We start from the raw sequence: 24,298 nt of genomic DNA on the forward strand, positions 1-24,298 counted from the left end.
CGGGGTATCAACATATCTGGCGTTGATTTTTGGCACGCTGTTGAGTTCTCAAGGAACGGTCGCTTCCTTTGTACTCACCCTCTCGGGCTTTCCTCCGGGCGCTTCCCTTCGGTCTTGCGTTTCCGACTCTATCAGATCTTTTCTCGACCTGATTTCCTCGGTGCTTTCCAGGTTTCCGCTCTCGCGTTTCCCTTTCCGGCGGTTCCGACTTTATCAGAAGCTTTTGGCCGGTCGAACCGGCCGCTCATTTCTGAGTAATCGGGGGGTTGCTTCTCGGAAGGTCACTCGGGACTTCCGGTGGAAGCTCATAGATTCTATCGGCTACCAGGGAGCTTGTCCAGCTCCGGGCAACTGTTTGAATCTACCTCCCCACTCGCTCCGTGTCAACGGCTCTTGTGGGGCGAAGAGGAGATTAGCAGCTCACAGGGGTCGAGCGCACATCCGCCGGGCGTCAGGCGGCCGTGGGGACCGAGGCGCTGCGGTCCATCGCTTCGAGATCACCCGTCTCACCTGCGCGTGCGGCGCGCCCGCCCAGCACGTAGACGTACGCCAGGAACGCCAGCTCGGCCGCGACCCCGATGCCGATGCGGGCCCAGGTCGGCAGTCCGGAGGGGGTCACGAAGCCTTCGATGGCCCCGGAGACGAACAGGACCAGGGCGAGGCCGATCGCCATGCCGACGGCGGCCCGTCCCTCCTCCGCGAGCGCCGCGCGCCGGGTGCGCGGGCCGGGGTCGATGACGGTCCAGCCGAGGCGCAGGCCCGTACCGGCGGCGACGAACACCGCGGTCAGTTCGAGCAGGCCGTGCGGGAGGACCAGGCCGAGGAAGGTGTCGAGGCGGCCGGCCGAGGACATGAGGCCGAAGCCGACCCCCAGGTTGAGCATGTTCTGGAAGAGGATCCAGAGGACGGGCAGTCCCAGGAAGACGCCCAGGACCAGGCACATCGCCGCCGCTTGGGCGTTGTTCGTCCATACCTGGGCCGCGAAGGCGGCTGCCGGGTGGCTGGAGTAGTAGGTCTCGTACTCACCGCCGGGCCGGGTCAGCTCGCGCAGCTGGCGGGGGGCCGCGATGGACGACTGCACCTCGGGGTGGGTGCCGATCCACCAGCCCAGGAGGACGGCGACGGCGGTGGAGACCAGCGCTGTGGGCACCCACCAGTGCCGGGTGCGGTAGACGGCGGCCGGAAAGCCCCGGGCGAGGAAGCGCGTCACGTCCCGCCATGAGGCGCGTCTGGTGCCGGCGACCGTGCTGCGCGCCCGTGCCACGAGCCGGCTGAGCCGCCCCGTCAGTTCCGGGTCCGGAGCGCTGGACTGGATGAGGGACAGGTGGGTGGCGGTGCGCTGGTAGAGGGTGACGAGTTCGTCTGCTTCGGCGCCGGTGAGCCGGCGTCGGCGGCCGAGCAGTGCGTCGAGCCGGTCCCATTCGGCTCGGTGTACGGAGACGAAGACGTCCAGGTCCATCGGGTCTGCGTGCTCCTCGGCTGATCGTCCACGGCTCGTCGTGGCTGCTCGTACGTACTCGTGGGTGCTCGCGCTTGCTGTCAGCTTGTCGTACTGCGGCGCGATGTGCGCCCAGCTTGGCAGACTTGCGGTGCAGGGGGCGGACCAGGGAAGGTGCGGCGGGCGTGAGTGAGCTGGTGACGGGCGAGGCGGTGGCGCTCGAACTGCGGCCCGCGAAGCTGCCGAGCAGGGCGCTGGCCGTGTTGGTGGACCTGGTCGTGGCAGTGGTCGCGTACACCGTCGTGATGATGGTGCTGGCCGTGTCGACGGCTTCGCTGGACGAGGCCGCGCAGCTGGCGCTGTCGATCGCGACGTTCCTGCTGGTGCTGGTCGGCGGGCCGATAGCCGTCGAGACGCTCAGTCACGGGCGTTCGCTGGGGAAGCTGGCGTTCGGACTCCGGGTGGTGCGGGACGACGGTGGGCCGATCCGCTTCCGGCACGCGCTGGTGCGGGGTGCGATCGGGGTGGTGGAGATCCTGATGACGTTCGGGGTGGTCGCCTGTGTCGCCTCGCTGGTCTCGGCGCGGGGGCGGCGGCTCGGGGACGTCTTCGCGGGCACCCTGGTCGTGCGGGAACGGATACCCGCCGCGCGGACCGGCGTCGTTCCGCCTCCGCCGCCGTGGCTCGCGGGGCGGTTCGCCGGGCTGGACCTGTCCGCGGTGCCGGACGGACTGTGGCTCGCCGTCCGGCAGTACCTGACCCGGATGCAGCAGCTCGATCCGCAGGTCTCGGCGGGTATGGCGCAGCGGCTCGCGGCCGACCTGGCGGAGCGGGCCGGGACGCCGGTACCGGGGGATCTGCCTCCCGCCGCCTTCCTGGCGGCCGTGGTGCACGAGCGGCAGTCCCGTGAAGCCCGGCAGGCGTTCGGGAGGGACGGCGGCGTGCCGTCCGACGGCTTCGCTCCGCCGATGGCGGCGCCCGCGGTACAGCCCGTGGCCGCGCCTGCGGCCCAGGAGGTGGCGGCACCCGCCGCACCGCCGATGGCACACGAACGCGCTCCTCAACCGCCGCAGGCCCCCCTCGCCCCCGCGTCGGCGCAGCCGCGGCAGGAGTCGCAGGCCGCCGACCGGCCGGCCACGGGGTTCGCGCCGCCGGCGTAGCGCGGGTGTGGCCCCGCCTTGCTCGGGTTTCCGGGGCTGCCGGAGGTACCGGGTTCAGTCGAATCGCGACGGCGGTGACTCGAGGTCTTCCAGTTCGATCCCGGGCGCGGCGAGGACGACGTCGCCGGCGATGTGGACGGTGTGCTGTTCACCGGTGTCCAGGGCCGTGACCTGGTATTCGTCCACGGTCAGCGGCCCGTTGTCAGTGGCGTGTGCTTCGCTGTTCACCAGGGCCCAGGACTGGTCCACGGTGCGGGGGGCGAGGACGGGGTCGGTGAAGGCCAGGAGGCGTACGCGGGTCGCGGCGGACGAGGGGGTGAGGCGCAGCAGCCGGGCGGTGGCGACGAGGAACGCGGGGGACGTGCCGGTGAAGGCGTGGGCGCGCACATTGCCTTCGGTGGCCTCGGTGCCGGTGGGGTCGGTGCGGACCCAGGTGACGCCGTCGAGGGCGGCGCCGCGCACCTGCCAGTCACCCGCGTGGAGTTCGAGGCGGATGGGACGGCCGAGGTCGTCCAGGGCGAGGTCGACCGAGCCGCGGTGGTCGCCGGCGGGGCCGGTCAGCCGGGAGACGTAGCGCCAGCCGGACGGGCCGGGGGCGCACTGGAAGTGTTCGTCCGCGAGGGGGGTGTGATCGTGCGGATCGTGGAGCGAATAACGGCCGCGGGGCATGGGGGTCCTGGGTCTTGACGGGCTGATCCGGCCGGCAGGCGTGGTCCGGGGGCGATGCGGCGAGGGACGCCGGGACATCCCGGTTTTCCGAGTACTCGGCATGCCCCCCGGGGGGCCAAAGGGGCAGGCCCCCGGCACGGGGGTGCGGGGGCCTGCCTCGGTGGACCTGCTGCCGGGGAGGGTGCGTCGGTGCACCGGCGCACTCCCCCGGCGGGCCGGGCTACGGGATCGGTGGATCAGTAGCGGTAGTGGTCCGGCTTGTAGGGGCCGTCGACCTCCACGCCGATGTACGCCGCCTGCTCCGGGCGCAGCTTGGTGAGCTTGACGCCGAGCGCGTCCAGGTGGAGGCGGGCGACCTTCTCGTCGAGGTGCTTGGGCAGCACGTAGACGCCGATCGGGTACGCGTCGGGCTTGGTGAACAGCTCGATCTGGGCCAGGGTCTGGTCCGCGAAGGAGTTGGACATCACGAACGACGGGTGGCCGGTGGCGTTGCCCAGGTTCAGCAGGCGGCCCTCGGACAGCACGATGATCTTCTTGCCGTCCGGGAAGGTCCAGGTGTGGACCTGCGGCTTGACCTCGTCCTTGACGATGCCGGGGATCTTGGCGAGGCCGGCCATGTCGATCTCGTTGTCGAAGTGGCCGATGTTGCCGACGATGGCCTGGTGCTTCATCTTGGCCATGTCCGAGGCCATGATGATGTCCTTGTTGCCGGTCGTGGTGATGAAGATGTCGGCCTTGTCGACGACCTCGTCGAGGGTCGTGACCTGGTAGCCGTCCATCGCGGCCTGCAGGGCGCAGATCGGGTCGATCTCGGTGACGATGACGCGGGCGCCCTGGCCGCGCAGGGACTCGGCGCAGCCCTTGCCCACGTCGCCGTAGCCGCAGACGACGGCGGTCTTGCCGCCGATCAGGACGTCGGTGGCGCGGTTGATGCCGTCGATCAGGGAGTGGCGGCAGCCGTACTTGTTGTCGAACTTCGACTTGGTGACGGCGTCGTTGACGTTGATCGCCGGGAAGAGGAGGACGCCGTCGCGCTGCATCTCGTACAGGCGGTGGACGCCGGTGGTGGTCTCCTCGGTGACGCCGCGGATCTCGGAGGCCAGCTGGGTCCACTTCTGGGGGTTCTCGCCCAGGGTGCGGTGCAGCAGCTGGAGGATGACGCGGTGCTCGTCGGACTCGGCGGTGTCGAGGGCGGGGACCTCACCGGCCTTCTCGTACTCGACGCCCTTGTGGACGAGCAGGGTGGCGTCGCCGCCGTCGTCCAGGATCATGTTGGGGCCGCCGGTGGGGCTGTCCGGCCAGGTCAGCGCCTGCTCGGTGCACCACCAGTACTCCTCCAGGGACTCGCCCTTCCAGGCGAAGACCGGGACGCCCTGCGGGTCGTCCGGCGTGCCGTTCGGGCCGACGGCGATGGCGGCGGCGGCGTGGTCCTGGGTGGAGAAGATGTTGCAGGAGGCCCAGCGGACCCGGGCGCCGAGGGCGACCAGGGTCTCGATGAGCACGGCGGTCTGCACGGTCATGTGCAGCGAGCCGGTGACGCGGGCGCCGGCGAGCGGCTGGGCCTCGGCGTACTCCTTGCGGAGCGCCATCAGGCCGGGCATCTCGTGCTCGGCGAGGGTGATCTCCTTGCGGCCGAACTCGGCCAGCGAGAGGTCGGCGACCTTGAAGTCCTGTCGGTTCTCGACAGTCGTCATTACGAGCTGCTCCTCGGGGTTGGTTCGAGGTGGGTACGGCTGGTCTGCGCGGCGGCGGACACAGGGGTGCCCGAGAAGAGGACACAGGCATGCCCGCGTACGCGCAGCGCAGTCCGTCGGAGGCCCTCTCTCCCTCGGTCGGTCCGCGTGGACCGCCCGACCGCCATCAGCAGCGACGTCTGGCTCCGTCCCAAGCTACACCGGTCGGCCCGGTCGGCCCCAGTCCGCCTGAGCATTCGACGGGTCGTGTGCGCGGCGTTCCCGTCGGCCGGTGCCGGTGGCGGAGGAGGGTGCGCCGAGCGGTCTCGGTGGGCTCTGGCACGCGGGGTGTCCGGAAAGGACCGCTGCTCTCCGCGCCGCGGACGGGCCGCGTGGGGAGGATCGGCATGGCGGGCAGAGGGCGGGGACTGGAGATCGCGGGGCTGGTGGTGGGGCTGCTGGGTGTGATGCTGGCCGGGGGCGCCTTCGTCCGTCGTGCGGGGCGGGTGACGGACGGCCGGACGGGCCCGGTCCTGCTGGGTACGGCCCTGCTGGTGGGCGGTCTGCTGGTGCTCACCGGTGCCGGGCTGGGCATCGCCGCCCTGGTGATGCGGCGGCGGAAGGCGCCGACGGTGACGCCGGCGCCCTGGCCCACGCAGCCGGTTCAGGGCTGAGGGCTCAGCAACGCGGCTTCCTCAGTGGCCGGCGGGGTGCGGGGTCGGGCCGCCCGGGGTCGCCTCCGGGTCGGGGCCCTTGGCGGCCTCGGCCTCGCTGTAGATGTCCGGTTCCAAATAGATGACGCGGGCGATGGGGACGGCGGCGCGGATGCGGGCCTCGGCGGCGTTGATGGCGTTCGCGACCTCGGTGGCCGTGTCGTCGTGCCGCACGGCGATCTTCGCGGCGATCAGCAGCTCCTCCGGGCCGAGGTGGAGGGTGCGCATGTGGATGATGCGGGGGACCGTGTCGCCGTCGACGATCGCGGCCTCGATCTTCTGTATGTCGTCGGCCCCGGCGGCCTCGCCGAGCAGCAGCGACTTGGTCTCGGCGGCCAGGACGAGGGCGATCAGGACGAGCAGGACACCGATGCAGAGGGTTCCGATGCCGTCCCAGACGCCGTCGCCGGTGAGCAGGGAGAGGCCGACGCCGCCGAGGGCGAGGACCAGGCCGATGAGGGCGCCGAAGTCCTCCAGCAGGACGACGGGCAGCTCGGGGGCCTTGGCGCGGCGGATGAACTCGGTCCATGAGAGCGTGCCGCGCAGGCCGTTGGACTCCTTGATGGCCGTGCGGAAGGAGAAGCCCTCCGCGATGATCGCGAAGGCGAGCACGCCGACCGGCCAGTACCAGTGCTCCAGGTCGTGCGGGTGGCGGATCTTCTCGTAGCCCTCGTAGATGGCGAACATGCCGCCGATGGAGAAGAGGACGATCGAGACGAGGAAGGCGTAGATGAACCGCTCGCGGCCGTAGCCGAAGGGGTGCTGCGGGCTCGCCTGGCGCTGCGCCTTCTTGCCGCCGACGAGCAGCAGGAACTGGTTGCCGGAGTCGGCGAGCGAGTGGACGCCCTCGGCGAGCATCGAGGAGGAGCCGCTGAACGCGAACGCCACCAACTTCGATGCCGCGATGGCGAGATTGGCGCCGAGTGCCGCCACGATCGCCCTGGTACCGCCTGACGCGCTCATGTGGTCGCGTTGTCCCTTCGCCTCTGTCGTCCTGGTGCGTCCGTCCGGACGAGTGCCCGGCTTTGCCCGGCCTTTGCCGATGGGTCATTCTTGCAGCCCGGCCGGGCACTGGTACGTCAGGTATCCACAACCCCGGTCATATGATCCACAGGCCGTCCGCGGCCTTGGTCACACGATCACGGTGGCGCGGAAGACGGTGCCCGCGCCGGAGATCTCCGCCCGCTCGCCGGCCGGGACGAAGACCGACCGGCCGGGACCCAGCTCGTGCTCGCCCGCCCGGACGGTGCCGGCCGTGCAGAGCAGGATCTGCGGGGTGTCCCGGGTGAGGTCGCGGGCGGCGCCGCCCTCGGGCAGGACGTACCGGGAGAGCCGGAACTCGTCGATCGGGGTCTCGTAGACCTCCTCGCCCTCCGGGGACGCCTCCGGGCGCAGCACGCCGGGGTCGCTCGGCTCGAAGCGGACGATCCGCAGGAGTTCGGGGACGTCGACGTGCTTGGGGGTCAGGCCGCAGCGCAGGACGTTGTCGGAGTTGGCCATGATCTCGACGCCGAGGCCGTTGAGGTAGGCGTGCGGGATGCCGGCGCCGAGGAACAGGGCCTCGCCGGGCTGGAGCCGGACGTGGTTGAGCAGCATGGCCGCGATGACGCCGGGGTCGCCCGGGTAGTGGCGGGCGATGTCGGCGTAGGGGGTGTAGGCACCGCCGAGGCGGGTGCAGGCGGCGGTGGCCTCGGCGACCGTGTGGGCCATCTCGTCCGGGCCGGCGCGGAGGATCGCGGTGAGGACCTCGCGCAGGGCCGCTTCCGCGGGGTGGGCGTGCAGCAGGTCGACGTACGGCTTGAGGGAGTCGACGCCGAGCCCGTCGAGCAGGCCGGCGGCCTGGGCCGGGTCGCGGAAGCCGCACAGGCCGTCGAACTCGGTGAGGGCGCACATCAGTTCGGGCTTGTGGTTGGCGTCCTTGTAGTTGCGGTACGGGGCGTCGATCGGGACACCGCGCCGCTCCTCGTCGGCGTATCCCTCCTTGGCCTGCTTCAGGTCGGGGTGCACCTGGAGGGACAGGGGGGCGCCGGCGGCGAGGATCTTGAGCAGGAACGGCAGGTGGGGGCCGAACTTCGCGACCGCGGGGGCGCCGAGTTCCCGCTCCGGGTCGGCGTCGATGACCTCGACGAGGGTGCCGCGCGCGGTGTGCGACGGGGCGCCCGGGTGCGCGCCCATCCACATCTCCGCCTGGGGTTCTCCGGTCGGCTCGACGCCGAGGAGGTGCGGTATGGCGGTGGGAGAGCCCCAGGCGTAGGGGCGGATGGTGTTGTCGAGGCGGTCCATGTGTCTTCTCTGTCTCCGTACGTACGCGCTCGGCGGCGCCGACGACCGTGCCGGTCGCGGCGCCGGGGGTGGGCTCGGATCGTCCGGCCCGGAGCAGGATCAGGCGCCGGAAGCGAGCGCCAGGTAAACGGCGGTGAAATCCGTGACGGCGATCAGTTCCGCGAGGGTCTCCAGTTCGCCGCCCTCCTCCGGTTCGAGTTCGCTGATCGCCGTGTCGTGGCCGAGGGCGACGTCACGGGCCGCGGGGGCGGCGGTGAGGCCGCTGATCGGGCGGTCGCGGAGCAGCACCACGCGCGCGTGCAGCGCGGGGGGCTCCTCGACGCGGTCGCGGAAGAAGTCCTCCGGGTCGGCGCTGGCGGCGAGCGGGCCGGCCAGCAGGGCGCCGTGCGCGGCGAGCGCCTCGGGAAGTTCGGCGACCAGGGCGGGGCGGCCGGCGAGTTCGGCGAGCGCGGCGGCGAAACGGCGGCCCGCCGGGCCGGCCGAGGACCCTTCCGTCCACACCAGGGGCAGCGCGTCGGCGAGTTCGGCGGCGAGGGTCTTCGCCGCGTTGCCGTAGGTCGCGATGGCGGGGCCGCAACGCTCCGCGATCCGGTCGAGGCGGTCGGCGACCTTCTCCAGGGCGTCCGGCGGTGCGGCGATCAGGCCGATCCGGTCGAGGAGCGCGAGCAGCGGGGTCAGCAGCGCCCAGAAGACGCCCGGGGAAGACGCGGCGAGCGGCTCCTCCTGGTCGTACGGCGCCGTCGCCATCGGCACGAACAGGCCGTGCGCGCCGGCGACCGCTTCGGCGAGCGGGGTGCCGGGCGGGGCCACGGCGACGACCGAGCAGCCGCGGCGGTAGGCCTGGTCGGCGAGGAGGGACAGGCTCGGTTCGGTGCCGTCCGGGGTGGCGATCAGCAGCAGGTCCACGGAGCCGGCCCAGCCGGGGAGTTCCCAGCGCAGGGCGCCCGCGGCCGGGGCGACGCCGGTGGGGGCGAGCCGGACGACGGGGCTGCCGGGGCCGGCCAGGGTGCCGAGGAGGTCGGCGGTGTGGGTGGCGGCGGCGCCGGGGCCCGCGATGAGGACCGCCCGGGGGCGGCCGTCGGGCTTGAGTTCGCCGACGCCGGCCTCGGTGGCGTGCCGGGCGGCGGTGCGGACGCGGGCGCCGGCCTCCGCCGCGCCGCGGAGCAGACCCCGGTGGTCGGCCTCGGCGAGGCCCTCCGGGGTGTCGAGCAGCGATTCGTCCAGCATGGGCGGCAGCCTCCGATCGCCGGGATCCTGGGGTGCTACGAGGTGACGGGCCCCGTCACTCGGGGCGGCGGGCCTCGTCGACCAGCAGGACCGGGATGCCGTCGCGGACCGGGTAGGCGAGGCCGCAGTCCTGGCCCGTGCAGATCAGCTCGGTGTCCTGCTCCTTCAGAGGGGCATGGCAGGCCGGGCAGGCGAGGATCTCCAGGAGGCCGGCTTCGAGCGGCATGGGCTGTCCCTTCAGAGGGCGTGTGGGTGTCTGTGCATATGCCTGGTCAGCGTACCGCTCATGGGCAGGCCGCTCAGCCCCTGATGATCGCCAGGGCCTCGTCGCGGATCTTCGCCATGGTGGCCTCGTCCTTCGCCTCGGCGTTCAGGCGCAGGAGCGGCTCGGTGTTGGACGGGCGGACGTTGAACCACCAGTCGGCCGCGGCGACCGTGAGGCCGTCGAGGTCGTCGAGGGTGATGCCGGGGCGGCCCTCGTACGCGGTGCGGATGGCGGCGAGGCGGGCGGACTGGTCGGCGACGGTGGAGTTGATCTCGCCGGAGCCCGTGTAGCGGTCGTACTGGGCGACGAGGGCGGACAGCGGGCCCTCCTGGCCGCCGAGGGCGGCGAGGACGTGCAGGGCGGCCAGCATGCCCGTGTCGGCGTTCCAGAAGTCCTTGAAGTAGTAGTGGGCGGAGTGCTCGCCGCCGAAGATCGCGCCGCTGCGGGCCATCTCCGCCTTGATGAAGGAGTGGCCGACGCGGGTGCGGACGGGGGTGCCGCCGTTCTCCTCCACCACCTCCGGGACCGTGCGGGACGTGATCAGGTTGTGGATGACCGTGCCCTTGCCACCGTTGCGGGCCAGCTCGCGGGCGGCGACCAGCGCGGTGACGGCGGACGGGGAGACCGGGTCGCCGTGCTCGTCGACGACGAAGCAGCGGTCGGCGTCGCCGTCGAAGGCGATGCCGAGGTCGGCGCCCTCCACCGGGACCCGCTTGCGCAGGTCCACGAGGTTGGCCGGGTCGAGCGGGTTGGCCTCGTGGTTGGGGAAGGTGCCGTCCAGTTCGAAGTACATCGGGACGAGGGTCAGGGGCAGGCCGGCGAAGACCGACGGGACCGTGTGGCCGCCCATGCCGTTGCCGGCGTCGACCACGACCTTCAGGGGGCGGATGGCGGTGAGGTCGACCAGGGAGCGCAGGTGCGCCGCGTAGTCCTCCAGCGTCTCGCGCGCGCGGAGGGTTCCCGGCCGGTCCACGGGGTCCGGGGCGCCCTCCGCCAGCCAGCGCTCGACGAGTTCGCGGATCTGCGCGAGGCCCGTGTCCTGGCCGACGGGGGCGGCGCCCGCGCGGCACAGCTTGATGCCGTTGTACTGGGCCGGGTTGTGGGAGGCCGTGAACATCGCTCCGGGCAGGTTCAGCGCGCCGGAGGCGTAGTACAGCTGGTCGGTGGAGCACAGGCCGATCTCGGTGACGTCCGCGCCGCGGTCCGCCGCGCCGCGCGCGAAGGCGCGGGAGAGGCCGGGGGACGAGGGCCGCATGTCGTGGCCGACGACGAGGGCCGTGGCCGCCGTCACCTCGGCGAAGGCGGCGCCGAAGAGTCCGGCCAGTGCCTCGTCCCACTGGTCCGGGACCACTCCGCGCACGTCGTACGCCTTCACGATCTGCGACAGATCAGCAGTCACGGCCAACCCTCCTGAAGTCCTATGGGTGCCCACAAACTACCCGCCGGGAGCGGGGGCGCCCGCGCGGACACCGGCCGGGCGCCCGGTGGGCCCCCTTGCGTAACGCCCGGACGGACCGGCCGTCACGCGGGACGGGGGTGGCGTGAGGTGGCGTTCAGCCGTGGCGCGCGATGGGACCTCAGGCGTGGTGCCGGCCGGTCGACGCGCTCAGTTGTCCGGGGAGCGCAGGACCCTCAGGTGGCCGCGGCGGGCGACCTCCATGGGGTCGGCGGCGCGCGATCCGCCGCCGCCCGCCTCCGCCGCGCGCTCCTGCGGACGGGCCGCCTCGCGCACGGCGTTGGCAAGTGCTTCCAGGTCGTCCCCGCTGGGCCGGGCCGGCGCGGAGGCGTCGAGGAGCCGTACGACCTCCCAGCCCCGCGGGGCGGTGAGGCGCTCGGAGTGCTCGGCGCACAGGTCGTAGCAGTGGGGTTCGGCGTAGGTGGCGAGCGGGCCGAGGACCGCGGTCGAGTCGGCGTAGACGTACGTCAGCGTCGCGACGGCGGGTCGGCCGCAGGCGGTGCGCGAACAGCGACGTACAGGGCTCACGACGTTGGACGGTACCGCACTCTTGAGCGGGCCGCGACGACTCTCCACCAGGTCACTCCCCCGTGTCGTGTTGTGAAACGCCCCACACACCCCATCGAGCGGACTTCGTTGACCTGCATGGACGCATGCCGGGCGGGTACCGGACGGGATCGCGTCCGGTCAGGAGCCGGTACAAACACCGCCAATTGCCATGAGTTCGGCGGTCTTGGAGAGTTACGGAATCGAGCCAGACCTTGGCTGAAATGGTCATCCTGTGACACGTGCGGGCAAGGGCCGGTTGCCGCGCGGAGCCGGACGCGCGGAGGGCGCGGGGACTACCCTTCACCAGTGATGGACAACCGTGTACCGCCCCGTACCGCCGGCCCCGGGCCCCGTCGCCGTGATCGCCACGGGCGGGGCATGCGAGGGCCGATCGCGCCGCCGCAGGTGCCACTGGCGGCCAGCCGCGCCGAGGTGTTCGCGGACCTGGTGCAGGACTCCGTGGAGCGTCTCGAGCGGCGGTGGCCGCAACTGGCCGACATCGACTTCCTGGTGCTGGAGGTGCCCCGGCTGGAGGGGCGCGGGGACCAGGCGGCATGGACGGACGACGTCGTCCCGCTCGGCGGGGTCATGCCCGCGCGGGACGGGCGGCGGGCCCGGGTGGTCGTGTACCGGCGGCCGGTGGAGATCCGGACCAAGGGGCGGGACGAACGGGCCGCGCTGGTGCACGAGGTGGTCGTGGAGCAGGTGGCCGAGCTGCTGGGGCTGACCCCGGAGACCGTGGACCCCCGGTACGGGGAGGACTAGAAGGCGTTCGCCGGTGCCGGGTGCAGGTGCTGGGCGGGGCGGGTTCGCTCGAAGGCGATCGGCCGCCCCGGCCCCTCACTTCTGGAGGATCGACAGGTCCTGCTCCGTCGCCGGTACCGACACCGTTCCGCGGTCGTCCGGGAGGGTCTGGACGGTGAAGGCGGGGACACCCCCCTCGGTGGCGGCGAGGGTGCGGGAGGCGTAGACGGGGGCGCCGGAGACGGGTTCGACCGTGAGGGCGTACGTGCCCTTCAGGCCCGCCGGGACCGGGACGTCGACGTTCTGGGTGGTGCCGGCCTTGAGCGTGTACGTCTTGGTCACCGGGGTCCCGCCCTCGCTGCCCGCCGACGCCGTCACCTTGACCGTGGCCGCGCCGGTGGGGGCCGTCAGGGCGAGCGTCGTGCCCTTCGCGCTGTTGTCGGCCGAGGTCGCGCGCGCGCCGACGGCGGCCGTGGCCGGAATGAACGCCGTCTCCTTGCCGGCGCCCTTGCCGCGCACCACCTGGAGCGCCGCGACGACCGGGACGCTCTGGTCGGTGGGGGTGAGGAACAGCGAGCCGGCCGCGCCACGCGTGACGTCGCCGAGATCGACCGCCGTGGTCATGCCGGACTTGACGTGCAGGGTCTCGTGGCCGGCCGGGGTGATCAGGCCGCTGGGCGTGGCCAGCCGGATCTTCAGGTCGGCGTCGTCGTCGCCGGGCGTGAAGGCGATCAGGCGGACGGCGGTGGCGTCCTTCGGGATGCCGGGCAGGACCTGGCTGCCGGCCGGGTCGGCGGCGGCGGCCAGCCAGTCGCCGCCCGCCTTGTCGTCCAGCGCCTGCACGGCCGCGCCGACCCGGCCGCTGCGCACGCTGACGTGCACGGTCAGGTCGGTCTGCCGTTCGTCGGTGAGCGTGGAGAGCAGGATCGGCTCGCTCGCGTGCGGCTTGACGGTGAGGTTCTCGCCCAGCGGGGACTTGACCGGGCCGTCCTTGCCGTACAGCTCGATGTCGACCACGGCGGCCGAGTCGTCGGGGTTGGTCAGGTGGACGTAGTCGGTGCGGCCGGTGGCCGTACTGGCGCCCGGGAACCAGAACTCGGTGTCCGCGCCGGTGCAGTTGACGCCCAGCAGGCCCCTGCCGGTGCCCGCGGCGACCTCGGTGGTCTCCTGGACGGTCCAGCCGGACGCGAACCCGCCGTCCGCGGTGCCGACGAGCGCGGGCGCCTCGGCTCCGGATGTCTCGCCGGTGGCCGGCGTGCCCGGTGCCTTCGGGGTGAGCACCGGCTCGTCCTTCTTCCCGGTGCCCTTGCCGCCCTTGCCCTTCCGGCCGCCGTCCGTGCCGTCGGCCGACTGTCCGGCGGCCGCCTGGAGCCGGGCCTTGCCGCCGCTCCCGGCGGCCTTGGTGACCGGCGTGAACGACGTGTACGCCGTGTCGGCGATGTCCGACATGCTCGGCGCCGGGCACAGCAGCGTGGTGCGCTCCACGGGCAGCCGGGCCGCCGCCCGGGGCGCGGCGGCGCCGGAGGCTGACGGCGCGTCGAACGCGGCGAAGGCGGTGACGGCGGCCAGCGCGGCCGTGCCGGCGATCAGGGACAGGGTCGTGCGGTTCACTGCTGGCTCCCGTCGGGGCGCTGGCTGCCGGTGCCGTGGGGGTGCTGGGCCGGGTCGTAACCCTGCTGGGCGGGGTCATAGCCCTGCTGGGCCGGGTCATAGCCCTGCTGGGCGGGGTCGTAACCCTGCTGGGCGGCGTCGTACGCCGGGTCGTAGCCCTGCGGGTAGGCCGCCGGGTCGTACGGCATCTGGTCGGGGGTTCCGCCGTAGGCGTACGGGTCGTACGGGGCCGTCTGGTAGGGGTCGTGCCGCTGGTACTGCTGCTGGTCGTAGCCGGTCGCGGCCTGGTACGGGTCCGCGCCGTACTCGCTGTACCCGGCGTTCTCGGCGTTGCCGTAGGCGGCCGGGTCCCCTTCCCAGTCCTGGCCAGGCCCGGCCGCGGGTGCCCCCGTGTCGTACGCCTGCTGGTGCGGTACGGCGGCCGGGGGCTGCTCGGGCCACGCGGGCGTGCCGGGCTGCTCCTCGGCGGCGGCCTCCTCCGCCTGGGCGCGCAGACGGCGGGCGCGGCGGCCCTCGCCCGTGGTGGCCTGGACGGGCAGGGGCTCCTCCTCGGGCAGGTCGTCGTCGACGTCGCGGCGGCGGCCGGGCAGGGCGAGGACGACGAGGACGACGGCGAGCGCGCCCTGGGCCCAGAGCCAGGCCGTGTGGGCGACCGGGGTGTCGTAGGTGACGTCCAGCCGGCCGCCGCCTGAGGGGAGTCGGAAGCCCTGGGCCCAGCCGTCGACCGTGGTCCGGGTGAGCGGCTTGCCGTCGAGGGTGGCCGTCCAGCCGTCGTCGGCGCTGTCGGCGAGGCGCAGGACGCGGCTGCCGGAGCCCGCGGGGATCGTCGTGTGGATCTCCACCGGTCCCGCGCTGACCGGCTGGGCCTTGCCCGGGCCGGAGGCGGGCACGACGGCCGCGCGGCCGACCTCCTGGTCGACGCGCCACAGGGCGCTGCCGTTCTGCTGGCTGAGCCGGCTCAGGCCGGGGGTGGCGTCGAGGACGCGGGTGATGTCGCGCGGCGCGCCCTTGTGGACGAGGACGTAGCGCACGGCGAAGCCGCCGAGTTCGTCGGCCTGGTCGGCGCCGGAGCCGGCGACGAGGTTGGCGACGGTCTTGTCCAGGCGGGCGTTGTGGCCGTCGGCGGCGATGAGTTCGGCGTCGCCCATGCGGGCGCCGGAGCCGCGGACCAGGGTGTAGCGCACGCGCGCGGTGGAGTCGCTGTCGAGGACCAGGGTGCGGGCCTGGTCGCCGCCGCTGGAGTCCTCGGCGACGAACGCGGGCACCTGGGCCGGGTCGCGGCGCTCCAGCGGGCCGTCGGCGCCGCGGATCATCCAGCCGGCGGCGACGAGCAGCGGGCCGGCGGCCGAGGCGAAGGCGATCAGGGCGGCGACGGGCTGGCGCCAGCCGAAGCTCTGCTCGGCCACGCGGGCGCGTGCGCCGTCGGCGCCGAGGGCGGCGGCGGCCAGCAGGGCGATGCCGTAGACGAGGGTGGCCGGTCCGGCCCAGGCGGACTTGTTGGACAGGACGGCGAAGACGAGGCCGGTCAAGGCGACGGCCCAGGCCGCGCGGATGCCGAGCTGCCGTTCGGAGCGCAGCAGGGCGGCGAGCGCGGCGAGCACGACGCCGATGAGCATCAGGCCGTGCACGGTGCCGGGGCCGCCGGGCGCGGCGCCGAGCAGGTCGAGCGCGGAGGCGGCCGAGGGGCCGTACTCCAGGCCGGCTTCCCGGAAGAAGCCGGTCGGCAGGAGGGTCAGCGACCAGGGGGCGAGGAGCAGCAGCGGGGTGCCGAGCTGGGCGAGGAAGCGCAGGCCGTGGGCGACGGGGTCGCGGCGGCGCAGCACCAGCACGCCGAGGCCGAGCAGCAGGGCGATGGGCCAGACGATCGGGGTGAAGGCGGTGGTGATGGTCAGCAGCAGCGCGTACGCCCAGGTGGCGCGCCAGCTGCCGCGCGCGCCGGTGCGGCCGGCCAGGCCGCTCGCGGCGACGCCCGCGCGGGCGATGAGCGGCAGCAGCACGGCGAGGACGGCGGTGCCGATGCGGCCGCCGGCCAGGGCGCCGGTGGTGGCGGGCAGGAAGGCGTAGGCGATGGCCGCCCAGGCGCGCAGCAGCCGGGAGGTGACCAGGGGACGGGAGGCGAAGTAGGCGGTGATGCCGGCGAGCGGCACCGAGCAGACGAGCAGGACGGTGACGGTGAGTCCGGTGGAGCCGAACAGGATCGAGGCGAAGGCGGCGACGATCGCCAGATAGGGGGGCGCGGATGGGCTGCCGCCGGCGCCGACCGGGTGCCAGGCGTCCAGGTAGCGGGACCACAGGTCGCCGGCGCCGGCCGGGACGGGCAGCAGGGCGCCGCCGGCGAGTGCGCCGCCGGCGAGCAGGGCGCGGCAGGCGGCGAGGGAGATGAGCAGCAGCGCGAGGAAGAGCACCGGGCCGGGTCTGCGGGCGATCCGCTTGAGCCGGGCGAACTGCTCGACCTCCAGGAACTCGGCGTCGTCGCCGCCGGGCCCGGACTCCACGGCACCGCCGTGCCGGCCGGCCGAGGCGGTGTCGCCGTCGGTGCCGCTGGAGAAGTTGCCCGCGATCTGCTCCACGGTGGCCCGGATGGTGGCGCCGGGCGGCGGGAACAGGGCGCGCAGCTCGCCCTTGTCGATCCGGGCGGGGCCGCGGGTGCGCCGGGCGGCGATGATCCGCTCGGGCCGCAGCAGGGTGCTCAGCAGGCCGCGGATCTCGTCGACGGCCTGGCCGGGGACCTTGCCGACGAGGTAGGCGAGGGTGCGCAGGACGGTGCCGAGGACGAGCCGGAGCAGCACCCAGGGCAGCGCGGCCGTACGGGTGTTGACGAGCAGGGTGTAGACGGCGCCGGCCTTGTCGACCTTGTGCGGGGAGGCGGTGGTACGGCCGGCGCAGTCGACCGTGCGGCGCTCGCGGGAGGCGGCCTCGGCGTGCCGGACGACGGCGTCGGGGGCGACCAGGACGCGGTGGCCGGCGGTGTGGGCGCGCCAGCACAGGTCGACGTCGTCGCGCATGAGGGGCAGCCGGCGGTCGAAGCCGCCGAGCTGTTCGAAGACGTCGCGGCGGACGAGCATGCCGGCGGTGGAGACGGACAGCACGCTGCGGACGTGGTCGTGCTGGCCCTGGTCCTGCTCGCGGCGGTCCAGACCGGTCCAGCGGCGGCCGGAGTTGGCGATGGAGACGCCGACCTCCAGCAGCTGGCGGCGGTCGTACCAGCCGCGCAGCTTGGGGCCGACGACCGCGACGTCGTCGCGGCCGAGTTCGAGTTCGTTGTCGACGACCCGCAGCAGCTGGGCGAGGGCGTCGGGTTCGGGGGCGCAGTCGTCGTGCAGCAGCCACAGCCACTGGACGGGCTCGCCGTGCGGCAGGTCGGGCAGGTCGTAGGCGTCGTCGCGCCAGCTGCGCGTGACGGGGTCCCAGCCGCTGGGGCGCTTGAGGTACGGCAGGTCCTCCGGGGTGAGGAGGGGCGCGGTGCGGCTCGCCTCCTCCACGGCCTGTCCGAAGCCGGTACGGCGGGCCAGGTGCAGCACGTTGGCGTCGCCGAGGGCCTCGGTGAGCAGCCGGGCGGAGTCGTCCGCGCTGCCGGTGTCGGCGGCCACCGCGTACTGGACGGGGCGCTCCTGGCCGAGCAGCCCGGCGAGCGCGTCGGGCAGCCAGCGGGCGCCGTCGTGGGAGACGAGGACCGCGGTCACCACGTGGCGCGGGAACTCGGGCGGACGGGCTGGGTCGAACGCTGCTGTGGCGGTGCCGCTCTGGGCCGCCGTATGGCTGTGCACGGACACTGAGGTACGGGCCCCGGTTCGGTGGACTGCGGTGGACGCCTGTGCCTCCCCCCGTGCGTCGAGCGGATCGAGTGCGTCGAGGGGACAGCGGGGCGTCTCGGACGAGCGACCACACTATCGGCTGGGCATGACGACGGCCCGCCGCCTGTGGACAACCCACTGGCGACGGGCCGTTCGCGAGGTCGGCGGCCGGCCGTGCGGTCACACGGCGGCCTTCTTCAGGCGGCGGCGTTCGCGCTCGGACAGGCCGCCCCAGATGCCGAAGCGCTCGTCGTTGGCGAGGGCGTACTCGAGGCACTCGGAGCGGACCTCGCAGGCGAGGCAGACCTTCTTGGCCTCTCTGGTGGAGCCGCCCTTCTCGGGGAAGAAGGACTCGGGGTCGGTCTGGGCGCACAGCGCGCGCTCCTGCCAGCCGAGTTCCTCGTCCGCGTCGTCGACCAGCAGTTGCTGCACCAGCTCGGTCATGTGCGCCCCTCGTCTGTCTTTCGCGTCCCCGTGCGTAGCCGTTACCGATTTCGGCTGAACGACACGAGTGAAATTACAAGTGTGCTGCTCCGGGCGAGTCAAGCCGAGATCTGCTATTGGGTCCGTTATTCACTCTGCGGAACCAAGGCCGTGCGGAAAGTGTTCAAATCGCCATAAACCTCGACACACAGCAGGACCCCACGGGGCGGTCACGACCCCGTACAGATCTCTGTACGAAGAAAGACGCCTCCGTGTTCGATCCCGTTCCGCAGGCTCGAGCGCTCGGATGTGCCCCATGTGTCCCGACCTCCCGGTGAGCAAACCTTTCACCTTTCAGATGAACCGGATGAGGTGAAACATGTCCCACATACCGGGCGTCGAGTTGACAGTGCGGGTGTGAACCGATGTCCTAGTGGGCATGCTCGCGAACTTGGCACCCACCTCGACCCGCACCGCCGGGTCCCTCGGTGCCGCCCGCGCGCGTTGTAGCTGTTGTTGCTGTTCCAGCTGTTGAGCCAAGCCGCTCCGGCTGTCCCCGGGCCCATCACCGGCCCGGCCGCGTCTCCACGCCGCGTGATCCCTCATCCAGGGCACCCCGCCCGCCCGTGACCCGGGCGGACCGTACGCGTCACCCAGCACCGCACCCCGGCTCCGGCCCCCCACTCTTCACCGAGGACCACCGACCCCGATGAACAGCGACAACGACCTCCAGATCGCCGGCGACATCCTCGAAGTCCCGCACCTGCTCCAGCCGCCGCGCGAGCACCCGGCCACCGTCGCCGAGTTCGCGGGCCTGGCCCGCTCGATCGCCGCCGACCGCGCCCAGTGGGCGCACCTCGTCCGCTACGACGCCGCCACCCGCTGGTACCACCGGCTGCGCACCGGCCCCGGTTACGAGGTCTGGCTGCTGTCCTGGGTCCCCGGGCAGGGCAGCGGGCGGCACGGCCACGGGCGCTCGTCCGGTGTCCTCACCGTCCTGGAGGGCACCCTCACCGAACGCACCGAACGCGGCACGCGCGCGCTCGCGGCGGGCGCGCAGCGGGTGTTCGCGCCGGGGTACGTCCACGAGGTCGTCAACGACGCGCTGGAACCGGCGGTCAGCCTGCACGTGTACTACCCCGGCCTGACCGAGATGCCCATGCACACCTCCCCCCACTGCGAGGCGCACGGCGAGACGCACGGCGCGGCGCGTCCGGTGACTGCCTGACGCGTTGTCGGACCCGCCTGCGAGACTTGGTCGCATGCGCATTGTGGTTCTGGCAGGCGGCATCGGCGGTGCCCGTTTCCTGCGCGGTCTGAAGCAGGCCGTGCCGGACGCGGACGTCACGGTCATCGGCAACACCGGCGACGACATCCACCTCTTCGGTCTCAAGGTCTGCCCGGACCTGGACACGGTGATGTACACGCTGGGCGGCGGCATCAACGAGGAGCAGGGCTGGGGGCGGACGGACGAGACCTTCCACCTCAAGGAGGAACTGGCGGCCTACGGCGTCGGCCCGGAATGGTTCGGGCTCGGCGACCGGGACTTCGCCACCCACATCGTGCGGACGCAGATGCTGAGCGCCGGCTATCCGCTGAGCGCGGTCACCGAGGCGCTGTGCGACCGCTGGAAGCCGGGCGTGCGGCTGATCCCGATGACCGACGACCGCGTCGAGACGCACGTGGCCGTCGAGCTGGACGGGGAGCGCAAGGCGCTCCACTTCCAGGAGTACTGGGTGAGGCTGCGGGCCTCCGTCCCGGCCGAGGCGGTCGTCCCGGTCGGCGCCGAGCAGTCCAAGCCGGCCCCGGGTGTGCTGGAGGCCATCGCCGGGGCGGACGTGATCCTCTTCCCGCCGTCCAACCCGGTCGTGTCCATCGGCACGATCCTCGCCGTACCCGGCATCCGCGAGGCCATCGCCGAGGCGGGCGTGCCCGTGGTCGGCCTGTCCCCGATCGTCGGGGACGCGCCCGTGCGCGGTATGGCCGACAAGGTGCTGGCCGCCGTCGGCGTGGAGTCCACGGCCGCCGCGGTCGCCGAGCACTACGGCTCCGGTCTGCTGGACGGCTGGCTGGTAGACACCGTCGACGCGGGCGCGGTCGAGCGGGTCGAGGCGGACGGCATCCGCTGCCGGGCCGTACCGCTGATGATGACCGACGTCGACGCGGCCGCCCGGATGGCACGGGAGGCGCTGGCGCTGGCCGAGGAGGTGCGGGGGGCGTGAGCGACACGGCGTCCGCCGGGGCGGGGCGCCCCGGGTACCGCGTCTGGGCCCTGCCCGGCATCCCCGAGGTGCAGCCGGGTGACGACCTCGCCAAGCTGATCGCCGCGACCGAGCCGGGGCTGGCCGACGGGGACGTGCTGATCGTCACCTCGAAGATCGTCTCCAAGGCCGAGGGCCGCGTCGTGCGGGCGGCCGACCGGGAGGCCGCGATCGACGCCGAGACGGTCCGGGTCGTGGCCCGGCGCGGCCCGCTGCGCATCGTGGAGAACCGGCAGGGCCTGGTCATGGCCGCCGCCGGGGTCGACGCCTCGAACACCCCGGCCGGGACCGTGCTCCTGCTGCCCGAGGACCCGGACGCGTCGGCGCGCGCGATCCGGGCGGGCCTGCGCGCCGCCCTCGGGGTCGACGTCGGCGTCGTCGTCAGTGACACGTTCGGGCGGCCCTGGCGGGCGGGGCTCACCGACGTCGCGATCGGCGCCGCCGGAGTGCGCGTGCTGGACGATCTGCGCGGGGGCACGGACGCGCACGGCAACCCGCTCAGCGCGACCGTCGTCGCCACGGCGGACGAGCTGGCCGCCGCCGGTGACCTGGTCAAGGGCAAGGCGGCGGCCCTGCCGGTGGCCGTGGTGCGCGGGCTGCCGCACACCGTGGCCGACGAGCACGGGGCGGGAGCCCGGGCCCTGGTGCGCGGCGCGCGGGACGACATGTTCCGGCTCGGCACCTCCGAGGCCGTGCGGGAGGCCGTGACCCAGCGCCGTACCGTGCGGGCCTTCACCGACGAGCCGGTCGACCCCGGCGCCGTCCGGCGCGCGGTGGCCGCCGCCGTCACCGCGCCCGCCCCGCACCACACCACGCCGTGGCGGTTCGTGCTGCTGGAGTCGCAGGAGTCGCGGGTACGGCTGCTCGACGCGATGCGGGACGCCTGGATCGAGGACCTGCGCCGGGACGGCAAGGGCGAGGAGTCCATCGCGAAGCGGATCCGGCGTGGTGACGTGCTGCGCAACGCGCCGTACCTGGTCGTGCCGTGCCTCGTCATGGACGGCTCGCACACCTACGGAGACGCCCGGCGGGACGCCGCCGAGCGGGAGATGTTCGTCGTCGCGATGGGCGCGGGCGTGCAGAACCTGCTGGTCGCGCTGGCCGGGGAGCGGCTGGGCTCGGCGTGGGTGTCGTCCACGATGTTCTGCCGGGACGTGGTGCGCGAGGTGCTCGGGCTGCCGGCGGACTGGGACCCGATGGGCGCGGTGGCAGTCGGCCACCCGGCGGAGGAGCCGAGACCGCGGCCGGCGCGGGACGCGGGGGCGTTCGTGGAGGTGCGGTGAGTCCGACGCGCGGCCCGGTCCGCCCCGGTCCGCCGCGAGGCGGCCCCGCGGGCGCGCCGACCGCCTAGTCTCGTAGGCGGCACCGCACCCTTTTGGACACAGAGGACCCCTCGTGGCAGGACGTTTCCCCCAGCGGCCCACGCGTACGACCGTGCGCGGCGGGCGTGTCGCCGTGCCGGCGGGGGCCGCTGCCGGGATACCGCGGCAGGGAGCGGTGCCCGCGCGGGTACGGCGCTGGGTGCCGGACGGGCCGCTCGACCTCGGGCTGACCCTCGGACCGCTCCGGCGCGGCCCCGCCGACCCGACCTTCCGGGCCACGGCCGACGGGTCCGTGTGGCGGGCCTGCCGTACGCCCGCCGGACCGGGGACGCTGCGGGTGCGGGCCTACGGCGGTGAGGTGTCCGGCGAGGCGTGGGGGCCGGGTGCCGCGTGGCTGCTGGAGCAGTTGCCGGAGCTGCTCGGTGCCGGTGACGATCCCGGGGCGTTCGTGCCGCGGCACCGGGTGGTCGCGCTGGCGCGGCACCGGCGGCCGGGGCTGCGGCTGACCCGGACCGGGCTGGTGCTGGAGTCGCTGATCCCGTCCGTGCTGGAGCAGAAGGTCACCACGGACGAGGCGTACCGGGCGTGGCGGCTGCTCGTCCGCGGGTTCGGGGAGCCGGCGCCGGGCCCCGCGGGCGCCGGTGAACGGCCGATGTGGGTGATGCCGGCGCCGCGGACCTGGGCGCTGATCCCGTCCTGGGAGTGGCACCGGGCCGGGGTCGACGACAAGCGTGCGTCCACGATCCTGCGGGCCGTGCGGGTCGCCGCGCGGCTGGAGCAGGCCGTGGGGATGCCGGCGGCCGAGGCCCGGGCGCGGTTGGAGGTCGTGCCGGGGGTGGGGCCGTGGACGTCGGCGGAAGTGGTGCAGCGCAGTCATGGGGCGGCGGACGCGGTGACCGTCGGGGACCTGCACCTGCCCGGGATCGTGGGGTGGGCGCTGGCGGGGAACCGGGAGGCCGACGACGCGGAGATGCTTCGCCTGCTCGAGCCGTACGCCGGGCAGCGGCACCGGGCGGCTCGGCTGATCCTGCTGAGCGGACGTGTACCGGCACGGCGCAAGCCGAAGATGCGGCGGGTGGACATCGGGTTGCTGTGACACGCGGTTCGCCGCGCCGGGCCGGCGCCGCGCTGGGCGGCGGATTCGCTTGCCGGTGCCGGGGGCTGCCGCCGGGCCCGGGCGGGCGCGCCTACCGGCACCCGTGGGGAGCGGGACGCTGCCGCCGGCCGGGGGCCCGCTCACCGGCGCCGACCAGGTGCGCGGAGCTGCCGCCGGCCCGCGGGGTATCGCTCACCGGCGCCGGCCGGGTGCCGCCGCGCCCACCCGTGCCGCCCCAGCGGCACGACTGCCCGCAGCGGCGCGGGTGGCCCACCGCGGGCCGCGGACGGCACCCGGCGGGCGGGCCCCTGACCGGCCGGACGGCATCCGGTGGCTGGGGAGTCCTGGCCGTGGGGGTCCGGGGGCGTAGCCGCCAGGGCGGCGGCGTGCCGGCTCCGGGCTCCTCTACTGGTCCGAGGAGAAGCGCAGCGCCCCCGCCGGGATACGGGCATCGCACCAGACCCGCGCGCCGTCCCGGAGTTCGTTGTCGGCGCCCACGACCGCGCCGTCGCCGATGACCGTCCCGGTGAGGACGGAGCGTTCGCCGACGCGGGCGCGGGTGCCGATGAGGGAGTCGGTGATGACGGCGCCGGGTTCGATGACGGCGCCCGGCAGGATCGTGGAGCCGAAGATCCGCGCGCCCTGCGCCACGAACGCGCCCTCGCCCACCACGGTGCCGCCGGTCAGCTTGGCGTCGGGCGCCACCGTGGCCGTCGGCAGCACGAGCTGGTCGCCGCAGCGGCCGGGGACCGCCGGGGACGGCGCCCGGCCCAGGACCAGGTCGGCCGAGCCGCGGACGAACGCGGCCGGGGTGCCGAGGTCCAGCCAGTAGGTGGAGTCGACCATGCCCTGCAGATGCGCGCCGGCCGCCAGGAGGCCGGGGAAGGTCTCGCGCTCCACGGACACGGGCCGGCCCGCCGGGATGGTGTCGATGACCGAGCGGCGGAAGACGTACGCCCCCGCGTTGATCTGGTCGGTGACGATCTCCTCCGGCGTCTGCGGCTTCTCCAGGAAGGCCAGGACGCGGCCGGTCCCGTCCGTGGGCACGAGGCCGTAGGCACGCGGGTCCGTCACCTGCGTCAGATGGAGGGAGACGTCCGCGCCCGTCGACTCGTGGGTGGCCACGAGGGCCCCGATGTCCAGCCCCGTCAGGATGTCCCCGTTGAAGATCAGCACCGGGTCGTCGGGACCGGAGTGCAGACGGCCGGCGACGTTGCGGATGGCTCCGCCCGTGCCGAGCGGCTCCTCCTCGGTCACGTACTCGATGTGCAGGCCCAGCGCGGAGCCGTCCCCGAAGTACGGCTCGAAGACCTCGGCCAGGTAGCTGGTGGCGAGGACGATGTGCTCGACGCCCGCCGCCCGGGCGCGCGCCAGCTGGTGGGTGAGGAACGGTACCCCGGCGGCCGGGACCATCGGCTTGGGTGTGTGCACCGTGAGCGGCCGCAGCCGGGTGCCTTTGCCGCCGACCAGGAGGATCGCTTCTGTCACCTGTCGTCTCTGCTTCCTGCCGGGACCGGCCGAACCACTCGTCACACTCTTTTCGGCCGGTCAGTGTATGCAGACCGTGCGACGACGCCTTCGATGGCCGCGCGGTGTCCCGCGAGATCGGCGTGC

Annotated in this window: 20 protein-coding genes; 7 read left to right on the top strand and 13 right to left on the bottom strand. The window is 73.6% G+C overall.

From position 1 onward, the window contains the following. Window positions 1-451: 451 nt before the first annotated feature. Window positions 452-1,459 (bottom strand): stage II sporulation protein M, encoded by a 1,008-nt coding sequence (locus AB0947_RS08770; protein WP_366749585.1) that lies wholly within the window; start codon window positions 1,457-1,459, stop codon window positions 452-454. Between the two features lie 164 nt (window positions 1,460-1,623). Between AB0947_RS08770 and AB0947_RS08775 the strand changes: the two genes are divergently transcribed. Then, window positions 1,624-2,598: an RDD family protein gene (locus tag AB0947_RS08775; RefSeq protein ID WP_366749586.1), complete on the top strand. Its 975-nt coding sequence runs from the start codon at window positions 1,624-1,626 to the stop codon at window positions 2,596-2,598. A gap of 54 nt (window positions 2,599-2,652) precedes the next feature. Here AB0947_RS08775 and AB0947_RS08780 read toward each other — a convergent pair whose 3' ends face one another. Then, window positions 2,653-3,267 carry a hypothetical protein gene (locus tag AB0947_RS08780; RefSeq protein ID WP_366749587.1) on the bottom strand — a complete coding sequence of 205 codons (615 nt, stop codon included), beginning with the start codon at window positions 3,265-3,267 and terminating at the stop codon, window positions 2,653-2,655. A gap of 236 nt (window positions 3,268-3,503) precedes the next feature. Beyond that, window positions 3,504-4,961: an adenosylhomocysteinase gene (ahcY, locus tag AB0947_RS08785; protein ID WP_366749588.1), complete on the bottom strand. Its 1,458-nt coding sequence runs from the start codon at window positions 4,959-4,961 to the stop codon at window positions 3,504-3,506. Window positions 4,962-5,347: 386 nt separating this feature from the next. Between ahcY and AB0947_RS08790 the strand changes: the two genes are divergently transcribed. Next, window positions 5,348-5,614 (top strand): hypothetical protein, encoded by a 267-nt coding sequence (locus AB0947_RS08790; RefSeq protein WP_366749589.1) that lies wholly within the window; start codon window positions 5,348-5,350, stop codon window positions 5,612-5,614. A gap of 21 nt (window positions 5,615-5,635) precedes the next feature. On the opposite strand, the gene AB0947_RS08795 is transcribed toward AB0947_RS08790, so the two are convergent. The 6 genes from AB0947_RS08795 to AB0947_RS08820 all read right to left on the bottom strand — a co-directional run bounded on the left by AB0947_RS08795 (window position 5,636) and on the right by AB0947_RS08820 (window position 11,460). Then, on the bottom strand, window positions 5,636-6,616 hold the full coding sequence (locus AB0947_RS08795; RefSeq protein ID WP_366749590.1) for a cation diffusion facilitator family transporter: 981 nt from the start codon (window positions 6,614-6,616) through the stop codon (window positions 5,636-5,638). 168 nt (window positions 6,617-6,784) lie between these two features. Then, window positions 6,785-7,936, bottom strand: a complete 1,152-nt coding sequence (gene manA / locus AB0947_RS08800; RefSeq protein WP_366749591.1) for a mannose-6-phosphate isomerase, class I — start codon at window positions 7,934-7,936, stop codon at window positions 6,785-6,787. Between the two features lie 99 nt (window positions 7,937-8,035). After that, the gene (locus AB0947_RS08805; protein WP_366749592.1) at window positions 8,036-9,163 is read right to left on the bottom strand and encodes an SIS domain-containing protein; all 1,128 of its coding nucleotides are present in this window, start codon (window positions 9,161-9,163) and stop codon (window positions 8,036-8,038) included. A 55-nt stretch (window positions 9,164-9,218) separates the two neighbouring features. Then, entirely contained in the window at window positions 9,219-9,389 is a 171-nt protein-coding gene (locus AB0947_RS08810; RefSeq protein WP_014673093.1) for a Trm112 family protein, read from the bottom strand. Between the two features lie 73 nt (window positions 9,390-9,462). Further along, window positions 9,463-10,827, bottom strand: coding sequence for a phosphomannomutase/phosphoglucomutase (locus AB0947_RS08815; protein WP_366749593.1), 1,365 nt, complete (start codon window positions 10,825-10,827; stop codon window positions 9,463-9,465). 207 nt (window positions 10,828-11,034) lie between these two features. After that, entirely contained in the window at window positions 11,035-11,460 is a 426-nt protein-coding gene (locus AB0947_RS08820) for a DUF3499 domain-containing protein (RefSeq protein WP_014673095.1), read from the bottom strand. 351 nt (window positions 11,461-11,811) lie between these two features. Between AB0947_RS08820 and AB0947_RS08825 the strand changes: the two genes are divergently transcribed. Next, the gene (locus tag AB0947_RS08825) at window positions 11,812-12,198 is read left to right on the top strand and encodes a metallopeptidase family protein (RefSeq protein ID WP_366749594.1); all 387 of its coding nucleotides are present in this window, start codon (window positions 11,812-11,814) and stop codon (window positions 12,196-12,198) included. A gap of 75 nt (window positions 12,199-12,273) precedes the next feature. Here AB0947_RS08825 and AB0947_RS08830 read toward each other — a convergent pair whose 3' ends face one another. From AB0947_RS08830 to AB0947_RS08840, 3 genes are all read right to left on the bottom strand, one after another. Further along, complete coding sequence (locus AB0947_RS08830) at window positions 12,274-13,788, bottom strand: DUF5719 family protein (protein ID WP_366749595.1); 1,515 nt, start codon at window positions 13,786-13,788, stop codon at window positions 12,274-12,276. Beyond that, entirely contained in the window at window positions 13,785-17,474 is a 3,690-nt protein-coding gene (locus AB0947_RS08835; protein WP_366749936.1) for a glycosyltransferase, read from the bottom strand. The genes AB0947_RS08830 and AB0947_RS08835 overlap by 4 nt, the downstream gene beginning before the upstream one ends. Window positions 17,475-17,762: 288 nt before the next feature. Then, a complete protein-coding gene (locus AB0947_RS08840) occupies window positions 17,763-18,026 on the bottom strand; it encodes a WhiB family transcriptional regulator (RefSeq protein WP_003975777.1) in 264 nt (87 codons plus the stop codon). Between the two features lie 688 nt (window positions 18,027-18,714). Between AB0947_RS08840 and AB0947_RS08845 the strand changes: the two genes are divergently transcribed. From AB0947_RS08845 to AB0947_RS08860, 4 genes are all read left to right on the top strand, one after another. Further along, window positions 18,715-19,233: a cysteine dioxygenase family protein gene (locus tag AB0947_RS08845; protein ID WP_366749596.1), complete on the top strand. Its 519-nt coding sequence runs from the start codon at window positions 18,715-18,717 to the stop codon at window positions 19,231-19,233. A gap of 34 nt (window positions 19,234-19,267) precedes the next feature. Further along, complete coding sequence (cofD, locus tag AB0947_RS08850; protein WP_366749597.1) at window positions 19,268-20,227, top strand: 2-phospho-L-lactate transferase; 960 nt, start codon at window positions 19,268-19,270, stop codon at window positions 20,225-20,227. Continuing rightward, window positions 20,224-21,549: a coenzyme F420-0:L-glutamate ligase gene (locus AB0947_RS08855; protein WP_366749598.1), complete on the top strand. Its 1,326-nt coding sequence runs from the start codon at window positions 20,224-20,226 to the stop codon at window positions 21,547-21,549. The genes cofD and AB0947_RS08855 overlap by 4 nt, the downstream gene beginning before the upstream one ends. Window positions 21,550-21,661: 112 nt before the next feature. Then, on the top strand, window positions 21,662-22,684 hold the full coding sequence (locus AB0947_RS08860; protein WP_366749599.1) for a DNA-3-methyladenine glycosylase 2 family protein: 1,023 nt from the start codon (window positions 21,662-21,664) through the stop codon (window positions 22,682-22,684). Window positions 22,685-23,089: 405 nt separating this feature from the next. Here AB0947_RS08860 and AB0947_RS08865 read toward each other — a convergent pair whose 3' ends face one another. Further along, on the bottom strand, window positions 23,090-24,172 hold the full coding sequence (locus tag AB0947_RS08865) for an NDP-sugar synthase (protein WP_366749600.1): 1,083 nt from the start codon (window positions 24,170-24,172) through the stop codon (window positions 23,090-23,092). Window positions 24,173-24,298 lie beyond the last annotated feature (126 nt).

Origin of the sequence: Streptomyces sp. NPDC047841, assembly GCF_040704085.1 — a bacterium.
GTDB lineage: Bacteria > Actinomycetota > Actinomycetes > Streptomycetales > Streptomycetaceae > Streptomyces > Streptomyces argyrophylli.